11 protein-coding genes are annotated in these 18718 nt (G+C 64.8%); 3 read left to right on the top strand and 8 right to left on the bottom strand.

What is annotated here, in order from left to right; all coding sequences use genetic code 11:
- On the top strand, window positions 1-4673 hold a 4673-nt coding region (locus tag MRBLMU1_RS10500; RefSeq protein WP_363500659.1), incomplete at its 5' end, for an Ig-like domain-containing protein.
- A 42-nt stretch (window positions 4674-4715) separates the two neighbouring features.
- On the opposite strand, the gene MRBLMU1_RS10505 is transcribed toward MRBLMU1_RS10500, so the two are convergent.
- The 3 genes from MRBLMU1_RS10505 to MRBLMU1_RS10515 form a co-directional block, all read right to left on the bottom strand.
- Window positions 4716-5561: a DUF817 domain-containing protein gene (locus MRBLMU1_RS10505; protein ID WP_363500662.1), complete on the bottom strand. Its 846-nt coding sequence runs from the start codon at window positions 5559-5561 to the stop codon at window positions 4716-4718.
- A 419-nt stretch (window positions 5562-5980) separates the two neighbouring features.
- Entirely contained in the window at window positions 5981-6976 is a 996-nt protein-coding gene (locus MRBLMU1_RS10510) for a cupin-like domain-containing protein (protein WP_363500665.1), read from the bottom strand.
- Window positions 6977-7048: 72 nt separating this feature from the next.
- Window positions 7049-10045 carry a TonB-dependent receptor gene (locus MRBLMU1_RS10515; RefSeq protein ID WP_363500668.1) on the bottom strand — a complete coding sequence of 999 codons (2997 nt, stop codon included), beginning with the start codon at window positions 10043-10045 and terminating at the stop codon, window positions 7049-7051.
- Window positions 10046-10364: 319 nt separating this feature from the next.
- On the opposite strand from MRBLMU1_RS10515, the gene MRBLMU1_RS10520 reads away from it, so the two are divergent.
- Window positions 10365-11618, top strand: coding sequence for an ROK family transcriptional regulator (locus MRBLMU1_RS10520; protein WP_363500671.1), 1254 nt, complete (start codon window positions 10365-10367; stop codon window positions 11616-11618).
- A 135-nt stretch (window positions 11619-11753) separates the two neighbouring features.
- Here the strand turns inward: MRBLMU1_RS10520 and rpsJ are convergent, their stop codons facing one another.
- From rpsJ to rpsL, 5 genes are all read right to left on the bottom strand, one after another.
- Window positions 11754-12071 (bottom strand): 30S ribosomal protein S10, encoded by a 318-nt coding sequence (rpsJ, locus tag MRBLMU1_RS10525; protein WP_005663509.1) that lies wholly within the window; start codon window positions 12069-12071, stop codon window positions 11754-11756.
- Window positions 12072-12197: 126 nt separating this feature from the next.
- A complete protein-coding gene (gene tuf / locus MRBLMU1_RS10530) occupies window positions 12198-13388 on the bottom strand; it encodes an elongation factor Tu (RefSeq protein ID WP_363500678.1) in 1191 nt (396 codons plus the stop codon).
- 73 nt (window positions 13389-13461) lie between these two features.
- Window positions 13462-15567: an elongation factor G gene (fusA, locus tag MRBLMU1_RS10535; RefSeq protein WP_363500681.1), complete on the bottom strand. Its 2106-nt coding sequence runs from the start codon at window positions 15565-15567 to the stop codon at window positions 13462-13464.
- Between the two features lie 114 nt (window positions 15568-15681).
- Window positions 15682-16152 (bottom strand): 30S ribosomal protein S7, encoded by a 471-nt coding sequence (rpsG, locus tag MRBLMU1_RS10540; RefSeq protein ID WP_209723738.1) that lies wholly within the window; start codon window positions 16150-16152, stop codon window positions 15682-15684.
- 154 nt (window positions 16153-16306) lie between these two features.
- Window positions 16307-16690 (bottom strand): 30S ribosomal protein S12, encoded by a 384-nt coding sequence (gene rpsL, locus MRBLMU1_RS10545; RefSeq protein WP_025603541.1) that lies wholly within the window; start codon window positions 16688-16690, stop codon window positions 16307-16309.
- Between the two features lie 351 nt (window positions 16691-17041).
- Here rpsL and MRBLMU1_RS10550 point away from each other — a divergent pair, with 351 nt between their 5' ends.
- Complete coding sequence (locus tag MRBLMU1_RS10550) at window positions 17042-18697, top strand: phosphoethanolamine transferase (protein ID WP_363500686.1); 1656 nt, start codon at window positions 17042-17044, stop codon at window positions 18695-18697.
- Window positions 18698-18718 lie beyond the last annotated feature (21 nt).

An 18718-nucleotide genomic window follows, 5' to 3' on the forward strand; every position in this document is an offset into this window, starting at 1 on the left:
ACAAGCTGACCAAGGATGCCACGCCGACCCTCACCGGCAGCGCCGAAGCCGGCGCCACCGTCAAGCTGTACGACGGCGCCACCCTGGTCGGCAGCGGCGTGGCCAACGCCGACGGCGTCTGGACCGTTACCACCGGCACCCTGGCGGCCGGCGTCCACAACCTCACCGCCACCGCCACCGACGCCGCCGGCAACGTCGGCCCGGCCTCGGCGGCGGTCGCCGTCACCATCGACACCGCCAGCGTCGCCCCGAGCGCGCTCGACCTGGTGGCCGCATCCGACAGCGGTAGCTCCAGCGCCGACAACTGGACCAACGTCACCCGGCCGACCGTCGCCGGCAAGGCCGAGGCCAACGCCATGGTGTCGCTGTTCGATGGCACCGTGCTGGTCGGCACCGGCCAGGCCGACGCCAGCGGCAACTGGCAGATCACCGTCGCCGAGCCGTTCAACGACGGCGCGCACACGCTGACCGCCCAGGCCACCGACCTGGCCGGCAACGTGTCGGCCAAATCGGCCGCGCTCACCGTGTCCATCGACGCCACGCCGCTGGCCGAGCCCACCGCGCTCGACCTGCTGGCGGCCGCCGATACGGGCGTCTCGAACACCGACAATCTCACCAATCTGGCCACCCCGACCATCACCGGCAAAGCCTCTCCGGGCGCGCTGATCCAGTTGTTCGACGGCGACGTGCTCGTCGGCACCATCGCCGCCGACGCCAGCACCGGCGCCTGGAGCGTCGCCAGCGCCGCGCTGGCCGACGGCGTCCATGCGCTGACCGCGCGCGCGATCGACGTGGCCGGCAACATCTCGGCGCCGTCGGCGCCGCTGATGGTGACCATCGACAGGAAGGCACCGGCCATCGTGGCCGGTCCGCTGCTCGATCCATCGTCCGACACCGGCCGCTCCAACAGCGACGGCATCACCGCCGACACCACGCCGACCGTCAGCGGTATCACGGAAGCGGGTGCGACCGTGGTACTGTACGACGGCACCACGGCGATCGGCAGCGCCGTGGCCGACGCCAACGGCGCCTGGAGCATCACCGCCCTCGCGCGGGCCAACGGCGCGCACAGCCTGTCGTACACCGCCACCGACGCCGCCGGCAACGTCGGCGCCTCGGCGGCGCTGGTCGTCAACGTCGATCTGGCGGCGCCGGCGGCACCGACCGTGCTCGATCTGGCGACCGCCGACGACAGCGGCGTGTCGACCACCGACAACACCACCAACGTCACCCTGCCCGCGATCGCCGGCAAGGCCGAGGCCAACGCCATGGTGGCGCTGTACGACGGCGCCACCGTGGTCGGCAGCACCTTGGCCGACGCCAGCGGCAACTGGCAGATCCGCGTCACCGAGGCGCTGGCCGACGGCGTGCACACGCTCACGGCCAAGGCCACCGACATCGCCGGCAACACCTCGGCGGCGTCGACCGCGCTCAGCGTCCGGGTCGACACGGCCGCGCCGCTGGCGCCGGCCGCGCTGGACCTGGCCGTCGCCTCCGACCGCGGCGCCTCCACCAGCGACGACCTGACCAACGTGGCCACGCCGACCGTCACCGGCACCGCCGAGGCGGGCGCCACCGTCACGCTGTTCGACGGCGAAGTCGCGGTCGGCACGGCGCTGGCCAACAACACCGGCGCCTGGAGCATCGTCAGCGCCAAGCTCGGCGACGGCGCCCACCAGCTGCGCGCCACCGCCACCGACGCCGCCGGCAACGTCTCGGCGGCCTCGGCCGAACTGCTCGTCACCATCGACACCGTGGCGCCGAGCACGCCGGCGGCGCCGACGCTGGCGGCGCTGTCGGACACCGGCCGCTCGGACAGCGACCGCATCACCAACGACACCACGCCGACCGTCGGCGGAACCGCCGAGGCAGGCGCCACGGTGGTGCTGCTCGACGGCACCACCCAGGTCGGCACCGCCGTGGCCGACGCCGGCGGCGCCTGGAGCATTACCGCCAGCGCGCTGGCGGCCGGCGTCCACGGCCTGACGGTCAAGGCCACCGACACGGCCGGCAACGTCTCGGCCGCCTCGGCGGCGCTGTCGGTGACCATCGACACCACCGCGCCGGCGCTGCCGACCGTGGTCGACCTGCTGACGAGCTCCGACAGCGGCACCGTCACCACCGACAACATCACCAACGTCGCCACCCCGACCTTGTCGGGCAAGGCTGAAGCGAACGCCAGCGTGGGGCTGTACGACGGCGCCACCCTGGTCGGCAGCGGCCTGGCCGACGCCAGCGGCAACTGGCAGATCACGGTGGCGCAGGCGCTGGCCGACGGCGTGCACGCGCTGACCGCGCAGGCCACCGACGCCGCCGGCAACAGCACCCGCGGCACCGCCGCGCTCAGCGTGACCATCGACACCACGCCGGCCGCCGCGCCGTCTGGCCTGGATCTGGCGACCTTGTCGGACAAGGGCGTATCGGCCAGCGACAACCTGACCAATCTGGCCACGCCGCAAATCACCGGCAACGCCGCCGCCGGCGCCGTCGTCACCCTGTTCGACAATGGCGTCAAGATCGGCACCGCCACCGCCACGGCGGCCGGCGTGTGGACGGTCACCACCGGCGCGCTGGCCGACGGCGTGCACCGCCTGACCGCCAGCACCGTCGACGTGGCGGGCAACCTGTCGCTGCCGTCGGAGGCGCTCGACGTGACCATCGACACCAAGCTGGCGGTCAGCGCCGCCGACCTGGCGGCCGGATCTGACAGCAACATCGCCACCGACAACGTGACCAGCCAGTCGCGGCTGACCTTCAACGGCACCGCCGAGATCGGCTCGACGGTAAGCGTGCTCGACGGCACGGTGCTGCTCGGCACCGTGGTCGCCGACCAGAATGGCGCCTGGACCTTCACCAGCGCCACGCTGGCCGACGGCGTGCACAACATCACCACCAAGGCCACCGACGCCGCCGGTAACAGCGCCGCCGGCGCCGCGCTCAGTGTGACGGTCGACACGCTGGCGCCGGTGCTGGTCGACGCCAACGCCGCCGGCAATTTCGCCAACGCCGGCGCGGCGGCCAACAGCACGGTCGGCGTCACCGTCGGCGGCGCCGACAAGGGCGCCACCTATGCGCTGACCTCCAATCCGGGCGGCCTGTTCGCCATCAACGCCACGACCGGCGTTATCACCATGCCCGACAGCGCCCTGCTGACGGGCGGCGCGCACGACGTGACGGTCCAGGCGACCGACCTGGCCGGCAACATCGGCAGCGGCGTGTTCACCATCATGGCCAACAGCGCGCCGACCATCGCCGGCCTGGCCAACACCAGCTTCCGCGAGGACACCTCCAAGCTGCTGTCGTTCACCGTGGGCGACAGCGAGAGCGCGGCAAGCGCGCTGACCTTGACCGGCAGCGCCGACCACGCCCGCGTGGTGTTCGGCGGCACCGGCGCCGACCGCACCGTGACGCTGGTGCCCGACGCGGACTGGAACGGCAGCACCACCGTCACCATCACAGTGCGCGATCCGGGCGGCCTGACCTCGAGCACGAGCTTCGTGGCCACGGTCACGCCGGTGGACGACCTGTCCAGACCGCAAAGCGACATCCTGGCCACCAGCGAGCGCGGCGCCGTCGCCGTCAGCAAGGCGAGCTTGCTGGCCAACGACCGCGACATCGACTCGGCGGCGCCGTCGTCGATCATCGCGGTCACCAGCATCAGCGGCGGCACGGCCGCCCTGAGCGGCAACAACGTGGTGTTCACGGCCGGCCCCGCGCACGGCCTGGGCCACTACAATTACACCGTCGGCGACGGCGCCGTGGGCGACGTCTGGGTCAAACTGGCGCCGGTCGCCAACGACGGCGACTACACCTTCGAGCTGCAGCAAATGTACGTCGGCTACTTCGGCCGCGCGGCGGACAAACTGGGCCTGTCCGGCAAGGTCGGCATCATCTCCGGCAAGACCATCACCGACGCTCAAAGCGAGGCGGCGGCGCTGACCGACCTCGGCAACGAGTTCGTCAACTCGCAAGAGTACAAGAACATCTGGGGCGGGATGGACCACGCCACCATGGTCAAAACGGTGTACTGGAACCTGTTCGGCCGCACGGTCGAGGCCACCGGCCTGTCGTACTGGGTCGGCCTGCTCGACGGCGGGCAACAGACCGCGGCCAGCCTGGTGTGGTCGATCGCCCGCGGCGCGCAAAACACCGACAAGATGACCGCCGACAACAAGACCTATGTCGCGCAGTACTTCACGGACCAGATGACGTCCGCCCAGAACAGCAAATACCTCAACGGCGCGTCGCAGGGCATGCTCGACTTCCTGCAGTCGGTCAACGCCAGCGACAGCTCGGTGATCAGCGGGGCCGAGCGGACGGCCGCGCAGATCTACGCCGAGACGGGCGTGCTGCGGACCGGGGGCGCCGCCATGGCCTCCCGCCATGTGGCCGATGACGGCGACGCGCTGACCGTGCACGGCACCGCCGCCGCCGATCAATTCGTGTTGGGCGGGCAGGCGCGGCTGACGGTGCTGGACTTCGCCGGCGCCGACGGCGACCGATTGTTGTTATCGCACACGCTCAACGGTCTGGACTTCGCCAGCGCGGCCGACGTCCTGGCGCGCAGCCATGTCGAGGGCGGCGACACGGTGATCGACCTGGGACTGGGGCAGACGGTGACGCTGGTCGGCGTGAACGCGCTGAACGCGGGCGACATCACGCTGGCCGGCTAAGCGGGGGGACGGTGGCCGGGCCAGCGCCCGGCCACCCGCCGGCTAAGGCTGGGCGACGTGGACGCGCGCCTTGATATGCTTGAGATGGGCGACGATGGTGAAGGTCATCACCACCAGCAGCGACCACGAGCTCCACTTGCTGACGTGGACCGCCGACCACGCGCCCAACTGGTTGGGATAGCGCCAAACGCCCCAGAAGGTGCTGATGTTTTCGGCCAGCCAGATGAAAAAGCCGGTCAGCACGAAGCCGAGCAACAGAGGCATGCGCCGCTCGCGGTCGAGCGGCGTGAACGCGACGGTGGTGCGGGCGTACAGCCCCAGCGCGCAGGCGGCCAAATACCAGCGGTAGTCGCCGATGTAGTGATGGGTGAAGAAGTTGGCATATATAAGTAGCGCGATCAGGACCGCCATCCAGTACGGCGGATGGTGACGGATCCGCAAGTCCAGCAGCCGCCAGGCCTGGATGATGTAGCTGCCGACGGCGGCGTACATGAAGCCTGAAAACAGCGGCACGCCGAGCACCTTGGTGTAGGCGAAGTCCGGGTAGCTCCACGACTGGATGCTGCCCGACACCTTGAATACCTCCAGCGCGAAACCGACCAGGTGGAACATGCAGACCGCCTTGAGCTCATCCCAGGTTTCCAGCCCGGCCCACACCATCCACACCTGGATCGCCAAGGCGGCCACCAACAACACGTCGTAGCGCGGCAGGCCCAGAAGGCCGGCCCGCGGCACCAGGAACACTGCGGCGAAGAACAGCACGACAAACAAGCACGCCCTCGCCTCCTTGACACCGAAATACAGGAACTCGATCAGAAAGCGCGGCGCGCCGCGCAGTCCCTGGCGGGCGGAGTGGTCGAGCAAATGGAGGTCTAGCGCGGCGAGCATGGTGTGTCCGGTTGGGCAATTGAGCGGTCTGGCTGTGGGCCTTCGATGCGGGCGGCATTTTCATGTGTGGGCTCTTCTGATAGCGCATCGTGCGCGCGCAGCATCAGCGGAACCAGCGATTTTTCGGCGTTTTACTAAAATCTACGATTTCCTGCTATCTCTCGATAGTTACCGCTATTTCGCCCTCCTCGCTACTATCGACGAACTAAAACACGCTCATCGGCGCTAAAGTTAAACGACATCGCGATTAGTATGATTTAGCGTCCTACACAGCAATTTTAGTAAGGAATGGCGCGTCGTAGTATAGGTTAGCGAAGGTTAGCGGCGCTTGGTAAATCCCGGATTTTTCAGGCGCTCACCATGTCTGCCTACGGATTTCCAATTCGAGTCCCGCGCGCGTCTGCTCGGCGGCGATCGCGCTACCGGTTCAAGCGCCTGAGAATCTGCGCCCGCAACATGCGCGCGGCGTTGTCGTCGAGCGGCGCCAGCGAGTGGCGGGCCGGCGGCGGGATGTGCGCCGCCTCGCCGCCGTCGCTGTCGAACACATAGTGGCGGAAGATTTCCTTCCACGCGGCGCGCTGGGCCGGCGGCAGGTCGCGCAGGGTCATCAAGGCCAGCGACAGGGTGCTGGCTGGCGTGTCCATCCAGTCCGGCGACTGGCGCCACCAGTAGTTGATCAGGATATTAAAAGGCTCGAGCCCCTCGACGTGGTGCCACCACATGCTGGGGATGAACAGCGCGTCGCCCGGCTCCAGCTCGGCCGATTGCGCGTGCCGCAGCGCCTCGGCGAACAGGGGGAAGCGTTCTAAGTCCGGCCGCGCGAAGTCGACCAGGCTGACCGATTGCCCGGCCGGCGTGAAGTCGAGCGGCCCGACGTACAGGTTCTTCAACTGTTCGGGCGGGAACAGTGTAAAACGGCGACGCCCGGCGGCCACGCAGGCCAGGTTGTCCGGCACGTCGTAGTGGGCCGGAATGCGGGTGCGGTTGCCGATCCAGATGCTGGCCAGCGGATCGCGCCCGCCCAGGTCGACATCGTTTTCGGCGCGCAGGCCCGGCAGGCAGGTGTCGACCGTGGTCGAGCCGACGTACAGCGTGGGCGGGTCGGCCGCGTCCAGGTGCGCCATCAGCGCGTCGAGCACCTGGTCGAAGCGCACCATCTGCGACGTGAAATTAAAGCCGCTCAGGTCGTCGTTGTAAAAGATGCGCCCGCCCGTGCCCGGCGGGCTGTGGCTCGCCAGCACTGTAGCGTCGCGATAAAAACGGCGCAGGTAGGCGTCGGCCTGCCCCGCCCCGCCGCGCGCGGCGCGCACCAGCGGCCAGTCGGCCACCAGGCCGCGCAGCACCAGCGGCACCGGCGAGGCCAATATCTCGTCGGACAGCGGCGCGCCGCCGTCCACTTCCACTATCGCTTGCATCGACTTCCCCAAATGAAAAAGGCCGTCGCATCGCGACGGCCCGTGGCCCGGCTACAGGCTACCGTTCAACCATCAGAACTTGTAGCGCGCGCCCAGCATGTAACGCGGACCGGCTTGCGTCACGTTCAACGTCGAACGCTCGGTGCGGCCGAACTGGCGCTGGGTGGCGTTGGTCAGGTTGATGACCTCGGCCTGCAGGCTCAGCTTCTCGGTGACATTGTACCCAATGCTGACGTCGGTCTGGCCGTACTTGTCGGTGTAGACCGGAGCCGGGCGGCCGCCGCCGGCGTCGATGGTCGAGGCCAGGAAGCTGTCGCGCCAGTTGTAGGCCAAGCGGATCGACCATTTCTGGTCTTCGTAGATACCCACCAGGTTGGCCGAATTGCTCAGCCCCAGGATCGCGAACTGGTCCGCCGTGTTGGCGTCGTCGTACTTGGTCGGCGAGGTCACGTAGGTGTAGTTGGCCTGGACGCCAAAGCCGCTGCGCCCGAACATGTGCTGCACGTTGATCTCGGCGCCCTTGACCGTGGCCGACTTCTGGTTGGCATACGAGGTCAGCAGGAAAGGCATCAGCGGATCGCCCGGCTGGCCGGTGATCTTGCCATCGAGGTTGCCGTCCGACTTGACGCCGAGGTATTCCACGCCCGGTTGGCCGCGGAAGTTGGTCAGGATGTAGTTGCGCAGGCAGTTGGTGTCGGCCGCCGAGCAACCGGCGCCACGCGCCGCGTTGTAATACGCCCCGCCGACCGGCGTGTGCAGGTTGTAGAGCGACGTCGACGTGGCCGTCTGGCCGGCGTAGTTGTCCATCTTCTTGTGGAAGCCGGCGATGGACAGCACGCTCTGCTGGTCGTAATACCATTCCCACGACAAGTCCAGATTCTTCGACTTGACCGGTTTCAGCGCCGGATTGCCGACCGAGGCGGTGCCGCCGGTGAAGACGTTGCCAATGGTGCCCAGGGTCAGGCCGCCCTGCATCTGGTCGTAGCGCGGCCTGCCGATGGTGGTGCCGACGCTGGCGCGCAGCTTCATGTCGGGACGCAGGTCGGCGTCGAAGTTCAGGCTCGGCAGCACGTTGTTGTAGCTGGCCTCCTGGGTGCTGTACGACTTGCCGGCGAATTTGAGCGGCAATTCATTCTGCGATTCCCACACCACGTCGGTGCCCACCAGCACTTGCGCCACCGAGGTGACCTTGGTGCGCTCCATGCGCAGGCCGATCGACGAGTGGAACGGGATGGCGGTGTCCCAGTCGGTGCCGAACGACACGTAACCGGAGGTGGTTTTTTCCTTCAGCTCGCGGTCGGTGTCGGCGCTGTCGAAATTCGGCAGGTAGGTCGACAGGCCGGTGGCCGCGGCCGTGGCGGCGCGCACCTTGCCGAAGTCGAAGGTGTAGAGCGAACCGAACAGCTCCGGCGCGTTGTGGCCGCCGAACTCCTTGAAGAACGAGCCGAGCGAATTGGCCTGGAACAGGCTGCCCGGATAATCGGACGCCTTGGAGGCGCCGCCCCAGCTGTTGTTCTGCACGTTCGAATAGGTCGAACGGTTGGTCGAGTCGGTGTAGCCGACGCCGAAGTTCAGCTCGGACGCCTCGAACAGCTTCAGGCTACCCTTGGTCTGCGCCTGGTTGATGGTGGCCTTCTGCCAGCTGTTGTGGAACCACGAACCGGTGGCCTGGATCGGCGCGGCGGCCAGGTTGGCCGCCGGCATGCTCACCACCGGCAACTCCTTGGTGAAGTCGACCTTCGTGTCGCCGCGGCTGTAGCTGGCGTTCGACAGGTTGTTCTCGGTGCCCCATGGGCTGTCGGCGCCGGATTCGGCGTTCGAATGGTGGACGTCGAGCTCCAGGCGCAGGTCGTTACTGGCCTTCCACACGGTGTTGAAGCCGATCGACTTGTTCTTGGTCTTGGTCGCGTAGTCGCCGCCCACCACCGAGATGTCCTGCGGGGTGTTGTACGTCTCCATATAGGTCAGCGGCGTCTGTACCTTGCCGCCCGGCCAGGTGCTGGTCGAAGTCGGGGTCTGGCCGAACCACACGCTCAGCTCGTTGCGCTTGGTCTGGATCTTCTGTTCCGAGTACGTCAGGTCCAGGGTCGTGGTCAGTTCCTTGACCGGACGGAATTGCAGCACCAGTTGGCCGTTGGTGCGCTGGCGCGAGATGGCATTGACGCCGTAGCCGAAGTTCTGCGGGATCAGATACAGGTCGTTCGGACCCGGACGGTTGGTGATCTTCTCCGAACCCGGCTGGCCCGGCTGCGGCAGGGTCGAGCCCTCGGGCAGGGTCGCCGAACCCAGGTACGGGCCCTGGTAGCCGTTGGCCAGGCCGGCGCGGTTGAAGCCGGAGTCGCGGCGCTGGTGGCTAGCGCTAACAGCGATGCCGAAGCGGCCGTCCTCGCTGGTGTTGCTGTAGATGCCCGAGAACTCGGGGGTGACGCTGCTGCCCTTGATCGCGCCGGGCAGTTCGTTGTTGGAGTCGTCCTTGACGGCCTTGGCGCCGATGCTGGCGCGCATGCCCGGATTGTCCAGCGGACGCGCGGTCATCACGTTGATGGTGGCGCCGATGCCGCCGGTCGGGCTGTCGGCGCGGCCGGTCTTGTAGACCTGCAGCTGCGAGATCGCTTCCGACGCCAGGTTCGAGAAGTCGAACGAGCGGCCCGACAGGTCGCTCAGGTCGGTGGTCGGCATCTGGCGGCCGTTGAGCAGCACCAGGTTGAAGTCGGGACCCAGGCCGCGCACGGTGACCTTCTGGCCTTCGCCGTTGCTGCGGTCGATCGACACGCCGGAGATGCGCTGCAAGGATTCGGCCAGGTTGGTGTCGGGGAACTTACCGATGTCGTCGGCGACGATGCCGTCGACGATGCCGTCGGCGTTGCGCTTCATGTTCATGGTCGACTGCATGCTGGCGCGGATGCCGGTCACGACCACTTTCGGGCCGTCGGTGCCGTCACCCGGCACCCCGGCCGTCTGCTGGGCGAACGCGGGAACGAACGTGGCGCACGCGCCGGCAACTGCGAGGCAAATCAACCGGCGCTGGCTCAGCGGCGACTCTGAAAACGTTTTCAAATTTTTACGCACTTACATCTCCTTAATTATATTTATCGCTCCGACGTCAATCGAGCAGGGGCGCAACGTCGGAAGTGGCAACACTACAAACAACCGCAACAACTGTCGATTCATCAAATAACAAATGAATAAGGCCATGCCAGAATAAGTGCAAAAAAACCATTAGTCAATTGATCGAACGAATTACCGCGCCAAATTCGTGCAGTGTTGTAAAGAAGCCCCAATTGCGCGCACCGGATCCCGGCGCCGCGCCCCGAAACAGGGCGAAACCCGCGCGCGGCCGCGCCGGGCGGCGTATGATCCCCCGCAGCCCCACTTTGAAAACCTTCCCATGATCGTCGCCGGCGACCAGCAGTTGCTCAAACAAATAAACCGCATGGCCCTGGTGCGCCACCTGTGCGGCGCGCCCGGCCTGTCGCGCGCGGCCCTGGCCGAGGCGGTCGGCCTGACCAAGTCCACCGTCAGCCTGCTGGTGCGCGAGCTGCTCGACGAGGGCTGGCTCAGCGAAAGCGAACTGGTCGCCACCGGCGCGCTGGGCCGGCGCGCCACGCCGCTGCGCCTCGACACCGGCCGCCTGGCGCTGCTGGGGGCCGACCTGGGCATCGGCGGCGCGCGCGTGGTCGCCACCGACCTGCTCGGCACGGTGCTGGCCGAACGCGCCCTGCCCTACGCCGACCTGGCCGATCCCGGCGCCTGCGTCGGCTTGATCGCCGACGCGCTGGTGGCGCTGGCGGCGCCCGACGGCCCGCTCGCCGGGCGCGCCATGCTCGGCCTGGGCATCGGCGTGCCCGGCGTGGTCGACGACGCCACCGGCGTGCTGCGCTACGCGCCCCACCTGGGCTGGCGCGACGTCGACGTGCTCGGCCGGCTGCGCGCCCGCTTCGCCGCCACCGCGCTGGCCGGGCTGCCGCTGTTCATCCAGAACGAGGCCAACGTCGCCGCGCTGGCCGAGCTCGAATTCGCCGGCCAGGTCGGCGCTGATCCGCTGATCTACCTGAGCATCGGCTACGGCGTCGGCGCCGGCATCGTCGTCAACGGCCGCCTGCTGACCGGCCTGTACGGCTTCGCCGGCGAGGTCGGCCACACCATCCTGCAGCAGGGCGGCCCGCCATGCTCGTGCGGGCGGCGCGGCTGCGCCGACGCCTTGATCGGCATGCGGGCGGTGACGGACCAGGTGTACGGCAAGCCGGGCAAGGCCGGCGGGTCCGGCGACAGCGGGCCGGAGCGGCTCGAGCGCCTGTTCGCCCAGGCGGAGGCCGGCGAGGCGGACGCGCGCCGGGCGGTCGAGGCGGCCGGGCGCCACATGGGCGTACTGCTCAACAACCTGTGGGTGGCGTTCGATCCGATGTGCATCGTCGTCGGCGGCGCCGCGCTGCGGCTCGGCGAGCGCTTCCTGGCGCCGGGGCGCGAAGTGCTGCGCGACTACGCCGAGGCCACGCAATTGCCGGCGCCGACGATCCGCACGCCCCACTTCGGCGCCAACGCCATCGCCATCGGCGGCGCGGCCATGGCGCGTCACCATTTGATGCGCCCGTTCGGCGGCCAGGGCGCGGGCGCGATGCGCGCCAATCCCGCCAGACTTTAGCGATACGCGTGCCACGCCGCATGGCCGTGCGGGTTTGCCGGGCAACAAAAAAGCCGGGCGTGCTCGCGTTGGCGAACAGGCCCGGCTCTTACCAACCGTGGACGGGAACGACCCCGCCCACCGGTTCAGCAACGATTATTGCAGTTTGATTTCGACATCGACGCCAGCTGGCAGGTCCAGCTTCATCAGCGCGTCAACGGTCTTGTCGGTTGGGTCGACGATGTCCATCAGGCGCTGGTGGGTGCGGATCTCGAACTGGTCGCGCGAGGTCTTGTTGACGTGTGGCGAACGCAGCACGTCGAAACGCTGGATGCGGGTTGGCAGCGGGACTGGACCCTTGACAACGGCGCCGGTGCGCTTAGCGGTGTCAACGATTTCCAGTGCGGACTGGTCGATCAGCTTGTAATCGAAAGCCTTCAGGCGGATACGGATTTTCTGGTTTGGTGCGGACATGATTTTTCCTTGAAAAGAACGAACTGGCAACTATGTAGCGCCAGCAATATTTAAAAGAACGAGTTGCAACACAGGGTCGACATGGTATCACACCATGCCGACCCTGTTTCAATCACGCGAAATTAATTAGGCGATGATCTTGGCAACAACACCGGCGCCGACGGTACGGCCGCCTTCGCGGATAGCGAAGCGCAGACCTTCTTCCATCGCGATCGGGTTGATCAGCTTGACGGTGATCGACACGTTGTCGCCTGGCATAACCATTTCTTTGTCCGCTGGCAGCTCGATCGAACCGGTCACGTCAGTCGTACGGAAGTAGAACTGTGGACGATAGTTGTTGAAGAACGGGGTGTGGCGGCCGCCTTCATCTTTCGACAGAACGTAGATCTCGCCGGTGAAGTGGTTGTGCGGCTTGATCGAACCTGGCTTGGCCAGAACCTGGCCACGCTGCACGTCTTCACGCTTGGTGCCGCGCAGCAGCAGACCGACGTTGTCGCCGGCTTGACCCTGGTCCAGCAGCTTGCGGAACATTTCCACGCCGGTGCAAGTGGTCTTGACGGTGTCGGTGATGCCGACGATTTCGATCTCTTCGCCGACCTTGATGATGCCGCGCTCGATACGACCGGTCACAACGGTACCGCGACCCGAGATCGAGAACACGTCTTCCACTGGCATCAGGAAGGCGCCGTCCACTGCGCGCTCTGGCGTAGGGATGTACGAATCCAGTGCATCGGCCAGGCGCATGATCGAGTCAACGCCCATTTCGCCTTCTTTGCCGTCCAGCGCCATACGGGCCGAACCTTTGATGATAGGCACGTCGTCGCCTGGGAATTCGTATTTCGACAACAATTCACGAACTTCCATTTCGACCAGTTCCAGCAGTTCCGCGTCGTCGACCAGGTCGCACTTGTTCAGGAACACGATGATGTATGGAACGCCAACTTGACGGGCCAGCAGGATGTGCTCGCGGGTCTGTGGCATTGGGCCGTCGGCCGCGGAGCACACCAGGATCGCGCCGTCCATCTGTGCCGCGCCGGTGATCATGTTTTTGATGTAGTCGGCGTGGCCTGGGCAGTCAACGTGCGCGTAGTGACGGGCGGCGGTTTCGTACTCGACGTGCGCGGTGTTGATGGTGATGCCGCGTGCTTTTTCTTCCGGTGCCGCGTCGATCTGGTCGTAGGCTTTAGCTTCGCCGCCGAATTTCTTCGACAGAACGGTAGCGATTGCAGCGGTCAGGGTGGTCTTGCCGTGGTCGACGTGGCCGATGGTGCCGACGTTGACGTGCGGCTTGGTCCGTTCGAATTTACCTTTTGCCATTTTATTCTTCCTTAGAACAATGTTTTAAATATGCGCCCCGGAGGATCTCCCCGGAGGCGCAAAAAGTCGAGAATTACTTAGCTTTAGCAGTGACGATCGCGTCGATAACGTGCTTAGGCGCTTCCGAGTAGTGCTTGAATTCCATCGTGTAGGTAGCGCGACCTTGCGTTGCGGAACGCAGCGTGGTCGAGTAACCGAACATTTCGGACAGCGGCACTTCGGCTTTGATGATCTTGCCACCGCCGCCTGGGATCTCGTCCATGCCCTGCACCATACCGCGGCGGGACGACAGGTCGCCCATCACGGTACCGGCGTAGTCTTCCGGCGTTTCCACTTCCACAGCCATCATCGGCTCCAGAATGACCGGCGACGCCTTGCGGCAGCCTTCCTTGAACGCCATCGAAGCGGCCATCTGGAACGCGTTTTCGTTCGAGTCCACATCGTGGTACGAACCGAAGAACAGCGTGACCTTGACGTCGACCACTGGGTAGCCGGCCAGAACACCGGTGTTCAAGGTGCCGCGCACACCCTTTTCAACCGCAGGGATGTATTCGCGTGGAACCGTGCCGCCTTTGATGGCGTCAACGAATTCGAAGCCCTTGCCCGGCTCTTGCGGCTCGATCTTCAGCACCACGTGACCGTATTGACCACGACCACCCGACTGCTTGACGAACTTGCCTTCGGATTCTTCGCAGGTCTTGCGGATCGTTTCGCGGTACGCGACCTGTGGCTTGCCGACGGTCGCTTCCACGCCGAATTCGCGCTTCATGCGGTCGACGATAATTTCAAGGTGCAGCTCGCCCATACCACCGATGATGGTCTGGCCCGACTCTTCGTCGGTCTTGACGCGGAACGACGGATCTTCCTGTGCCAGGCGGTTCAGTGCCAGACCCATTTTTTCCTGGTCGGCCTTGGTCTTTGGTTCCACGGCCTGTTGAATCACAGGCTCGGGGAAGACCATGCGCTCCAGCACGATGATCGAGGTCGGATCGCACAGGGTTTCGCCCGTGGTCACGTCTTTCAGGCCAACGGCGGCGGCGATGTCGCCGGCGCGCACTTCCTTGATCTCTTCGCGCTGGTTCGCGTGCATCTGCAGAATACGGCCCAGACGCTCTTTACGACCCTTGACCGAGTTGTAGACGGTGTCGCCCGAATTGACGGCGCCCGAGTACACGCGGAAGAAGGCCAGCTGGCCAACGAACGGGTCGGTCATGATCTTGAACGCCAGCGCCGAGAACTTCTCTTCGTCCGACGGCTTGCGGGTGGTCGGCTGTTCGTCCTCGTCGGTACCGCCGACGTCTTCGATGTCCAGTGGCGACGGCAGGTACTCGATGACCGCGTCCAGCATGGCTTGCACGCCCTTGTTCTTGAAAGCGGTACCGCACATCATCGGCACGATTTCCGAAGCGATGGTGCGATCGCGCAGCGCTTTCTTGATCTCGGCTTCGGACAGGTCGCCCTCTTCCAGGTACTTGTTCATCAGTTCTTCGGTCGCTTCGGCGGCGACTTCAACCATCTTCTCGCGCCACTCGGCGGCCGACGCTGCCAGCTCGGCCGGAATGTCGACGTAGTCGAACTTCATGCCCTGCGACGCTTCGTCCCACAGGATGGCTTTCATCTTGACCAGATCGATGACGCCTTTGAAGTTTTCTTCGGCGCCGATCGGGATCTGGATCAGGACCGGGTTCGCCTTCAGGCGAGCGCGCATCTGCTCGTAGACCTTGAAGAAGTTGGCGCCGGTACGGTCCATCTTGTTGACGAAGGCCAGACGTGGCACCTTGTACTTGTTGGCCTGGCGCCAGACGGTTTCCGACTGTGGCTGCACGCCGCCCACGGCGCAGTAAACCATGCAGGCGCCGTCGAGCACGCGCATCGAACGTTCGACTTCAATGGTGAAGTCGACGTGGCCCGGGGTGTCGATGATGTTGATGTGGTGCTCGGGGAAGTTGTTAGCCATCCCTTTCCAGAAGCAGGTCGTCGCGGCCGACGTGATGGTGATGCCGCGCTCTTGTTCCTGCTCCATCCAGTCCATGGTGGCGGCGCCATCGTGGACTTCACCGATCTTGTGGTTCACGCCCGTGTAGAACAGGACGCGTTCGGTGGTGGTGGTCTTACCTGCATCGATGTGAGCGGAGATACCGATATTGCGGTAGCGCTCGATGGGGGTCTTGCGGGCCATAGTTATTCCTAAATCTTTGAATGGACAAAACCGAGCACCATTTTTTGGATAAAAAATGAGCCCGGCCTCGAACAACAGATAACAGCCAGACCATGAAGGATCCGGCCGATTTTATTAGAAGCGGAAGTGCGAGAACGCCTTGTTCGCTTCAGCCATGCGGTGCACTTCATCGCGACGCTTCATCGCACCGCCACGGCCTTCGGCCGCTTCCATCAGCTCACCGCCGAGGCGTTGTGGCATGGATTTTTCGCTGCGCTTGTTCGCGGCTTCGCGCAACCAACGCATCGACAGGGCCATACGGCGCACTGGGCGTACTTCGACCGGCACCTGGTAGTTTGCACCACCGACGCGACGGGATTTGACTTCAACCAGCGGCTTGGCGTTGTTGATCGCGGTAGCGAACACTTCCAGCGGGTCTTTGCCGGATTTAGCGGCGATGTGCTCGAAGGCACCGTAGATGATGTTTTCTGCGACCGATTTTTTACCGGACAGCATCAGAACGTTCACGAACTTGGCGACATCCGTGTTGCCGAATTTTGGATCCGGCAGAATCTCGCGCTTGGGTACTTCACGACGACGTGGCATATCAATTCCTTTCAATCTTCAGTTGAGGTGCGCAGATATGGGATTCGCACTCTCGCGGAGGGCCATCATAGCCATCCACTTACTCGACCAGTTGCGGTCGATTACATTCACTTAGCTAGCTGCCACCGAGCGAAAACTTTTTTATTAATGCAGATTACTTCTTACCAGCCTTGGCGCGCTTGGTACCGTATTTCGAGCGGGCTTGCTTACGGTCTTTGACGCCCTGGGTATCCAGTGCACCGCGAACCATGTGGTAACGCACACCCGGCAAATCTTTTACGCGGCCGCCGCGCAGCAGGACAACGCTGTGCTCTTGCAGATTGTGGCCTTCACCGCCGATGTACGAAATGACTTCGAAACCGTTGGTCAGACGCACTTTGGCGACTTTACGCAAAGCCGAGTTAGGCTTCTTAGGAGTGGTGGTGTACACACGGGTGCAAACACCACGTTTTTGCGGGCTGTTTTCCAGCGCCGGCGATTTGCTTTTCACGGTCAGGGCGACACGTGGATTGCGAATCAGTTGATTGATGGTTGGCATCGTTCTAAACCCAACTAAATAACAACGTTGAACACCCGGACAACATGTCCGGGGACTAAAACCTAGTCCCGATCTAATGTGCAGCGGAGGCGCGAATAGCCACTCACAGGGAGCGGCCTGAAACAGCGTATACGATGCGCAGACTAAATAGAGAACTCGCGAGTATAGACGTGATCAGATGACCAGTCAAACTTTTTCGCGGCAACATGCGACGTGGCGGGCCGGTAAAAACTGGCCCGGAAGCAAGGAAACGGCTGATAATGGCAAACATTAACACATCTTGCCCCTGGAATGCGCCGCCTCTTCCCCGTACCGTCCCCGTCCCCGTTGTTTCGCCCGGCGCCGCTGTTCGTGCTCTTCAGCTACCTGCTGTTGTCGCTGGTGCCGTGCGTGCCGCTGTTGCTTGGTCGACAAGTGCCGGACCTCGGGCACGTCCTCGCCGCCGAGTTGCTGGCCTGGCTGGCGGTGTGGGCCGTGTTCCAGCGCCCCGCGTGGTTCCATTGGCTGCTGCTGCCGGCGCTGCTGGCGCTGCCGACCGAAATATACCTGATCCTCTACTACGGCCAGGGCATCTCCACCCACCACCTGGGCATCATCGCCGAGAGCAGCCCCAAGGAGGCGATGGAATTCCTCGGCAATAAGATCTGGCTGATGGGGCTGGTCCTGCTCGGCGTGCTCGGCTGGTGGCTGGCGATCCTGCTGGCGGCCCGCCGCAGTCCCGCGCTGGCGTGGCGCGGCAAAAGCCGCTGGATCGCGCTCTGTATATTAGTGGTGCTGGTCGGGTTGGCGGCCAACGGGCGCTCGCCGCTCAGTTTTAACGACTTCGCCTCGTCGTGGCCGCTGGGGCTGCCGGCGCGCGGGCTGGATTTCTACAAGGAGCGCCAATATCTGGCGCGCCTCGGCGAGCGCAGCGGCGCCTTCCACTTCCGGGCGCACCAGCCGGAGCCCAACGAGCGGCCGGAAATCGTCATCATGGTGCTGGGCGAATCGTCGCGCTACGACCGCTGGGGCATCAACGGCTACGCGCGCGACACCACGCCGCTGCTGCGCCAGGAGCCGAACCTGGTGGCGCTGAGCGACGTCATCACGGCGGTGTCGGCGACGCGGCTATCGATCCCGGTCATCATCTCGCGCAAGCCGGCCATGCAAAGCCTCAAGGAAGGCTTCTCGGAAAAGTCCTTCCTCACCGCCTACAAGGAAGCCGGCTTCAAGACCTGGTGGCTGTCGAACCAGATCTCGTTCGGCGAGTTCGACACGCCGGTGTCGGTGTTCGCCAAGGAAGCGGACGTGATCCAGTTCATGAACCTGGGCGACTACAAAAGCCGCTCCAACCTCGACCAGATCCTGCTCGAACCGCTGCGGCACGCGATCGCCGACCCGGCGCCGAAAAAGCTGATCGTGCTGCACACCTTGGGCAGCCACTGGAACTACGGCCAGCGCTACCCGAAGGATTTCGACAAATGGCAGCCATCGCTGTACGGCGTCGACAAGCCGGCGCACACCGACATCAAGATCAAGCCGGAGATGAACAACAGCTACGACAACTCGATCCTGTACACGGACTGGTTCCTGGCGCAGGTGATCGGCCAGCTCAAGGACACGGCGCAGCTGACGTCGATGATGTACGTCGCCGACCACGGCCAGACCTTGTACGACGGCAGCTGCAACCTCGCCTTCCACGGCCACAACACGCAGTTCGAATTCCACGTGCCGGCGCTGGTATGGTATTCGGACGAATACAAGGAGCGCTACCCGGACAAGGTCAAGCAACTGCTGCGCCACCGCAAGGCCAGGCTGGCGACCGAAAACATCTTCCACACCCTGCTCGACCTGGGCGACATTCAATATGACGACGAGCGGCTCGAATGGAGCTTCGTCAACAAGCGCTTCAAGCCGCACAAGCGCTACGTCGACAGCTACGGCTGGAGCAACTACGACAACGCCAGCTTCAAAGGCGCCTGCCGCGAAGTGATAGACAAGGGCAAGCCGCTCAAGCAAGAAAAATGAGCGCCATAAACTCCGGGGTCA

This window comes from Burkholderia sp. LMU1-1-1.1, assembly GCF_040675865.1.
Taxonomy (GTDB): Bacteria; Pseudomonadota; Gammaproteobacteria; order Burkholderiales; family Burkholderiaceae_D; genus Rugamonas.

Excerpts from the sequence above, each read along its gene's own strand:
- rpsL (WP_025603541.1), bottom strand. The coding sequence starts at position 16,690 with ATGCCAACCATCAATCAACTGATTCGCAATCCACGTGTCGCCCTGACC.
- MRBLMU1_RS10520 (WP_363500671.1), top strand. The coding sequence starts at position 10,365 with ATGATCGTCGCCGGCGACCAGCAGTTGCTCAAACAAATAAACCGCATG.
- rpsJ (WP_005663509.1), bottom strand. The coding sequence starts at position 12,071 with ATGTCCGCACCAAACCAGAAAATCCGTATCCGCCTGAAGGCTTTCGAT.
- rpsG (WP_209723738.1), bottom strand. The coding sequence starts at position 16,152 with ATGCCACGTCGTCGTGAAGTACCCAAGCGCGAGATTCTGCCGGATCCA.
- MRBLMU1_RS10505 (WP_363500662.1), bottom strand. The coding sequence starts at position 5,561 with ATGCTCGCCGCGCTAGACCTCCATTTGCTCGACCACTCCGCCCGCCAG.
- fusA (WP_363500681.1), bottom strand. The coding sequence starts at position 15,567 with ATGGCCCGCAAGACCCCCATCGAGCGCTACCGCAATATCGGTATCTCC.
- MRBLMU1_RS10510 (WP_363500665.1), bottom strand. The coding sequence starts at position 6,976 with ATGCAAGCGATAGTGGAAGTGGACGGCGGCGCGCCGCTGTCCGACGAG.
- tuf (WP_363500678.1), bottom strand. The coding sequence starts at position 13,388 with ATGGCAAAAGGTAAATTCGAACGGACCAAGCCGCACGTCAACGTCGGC.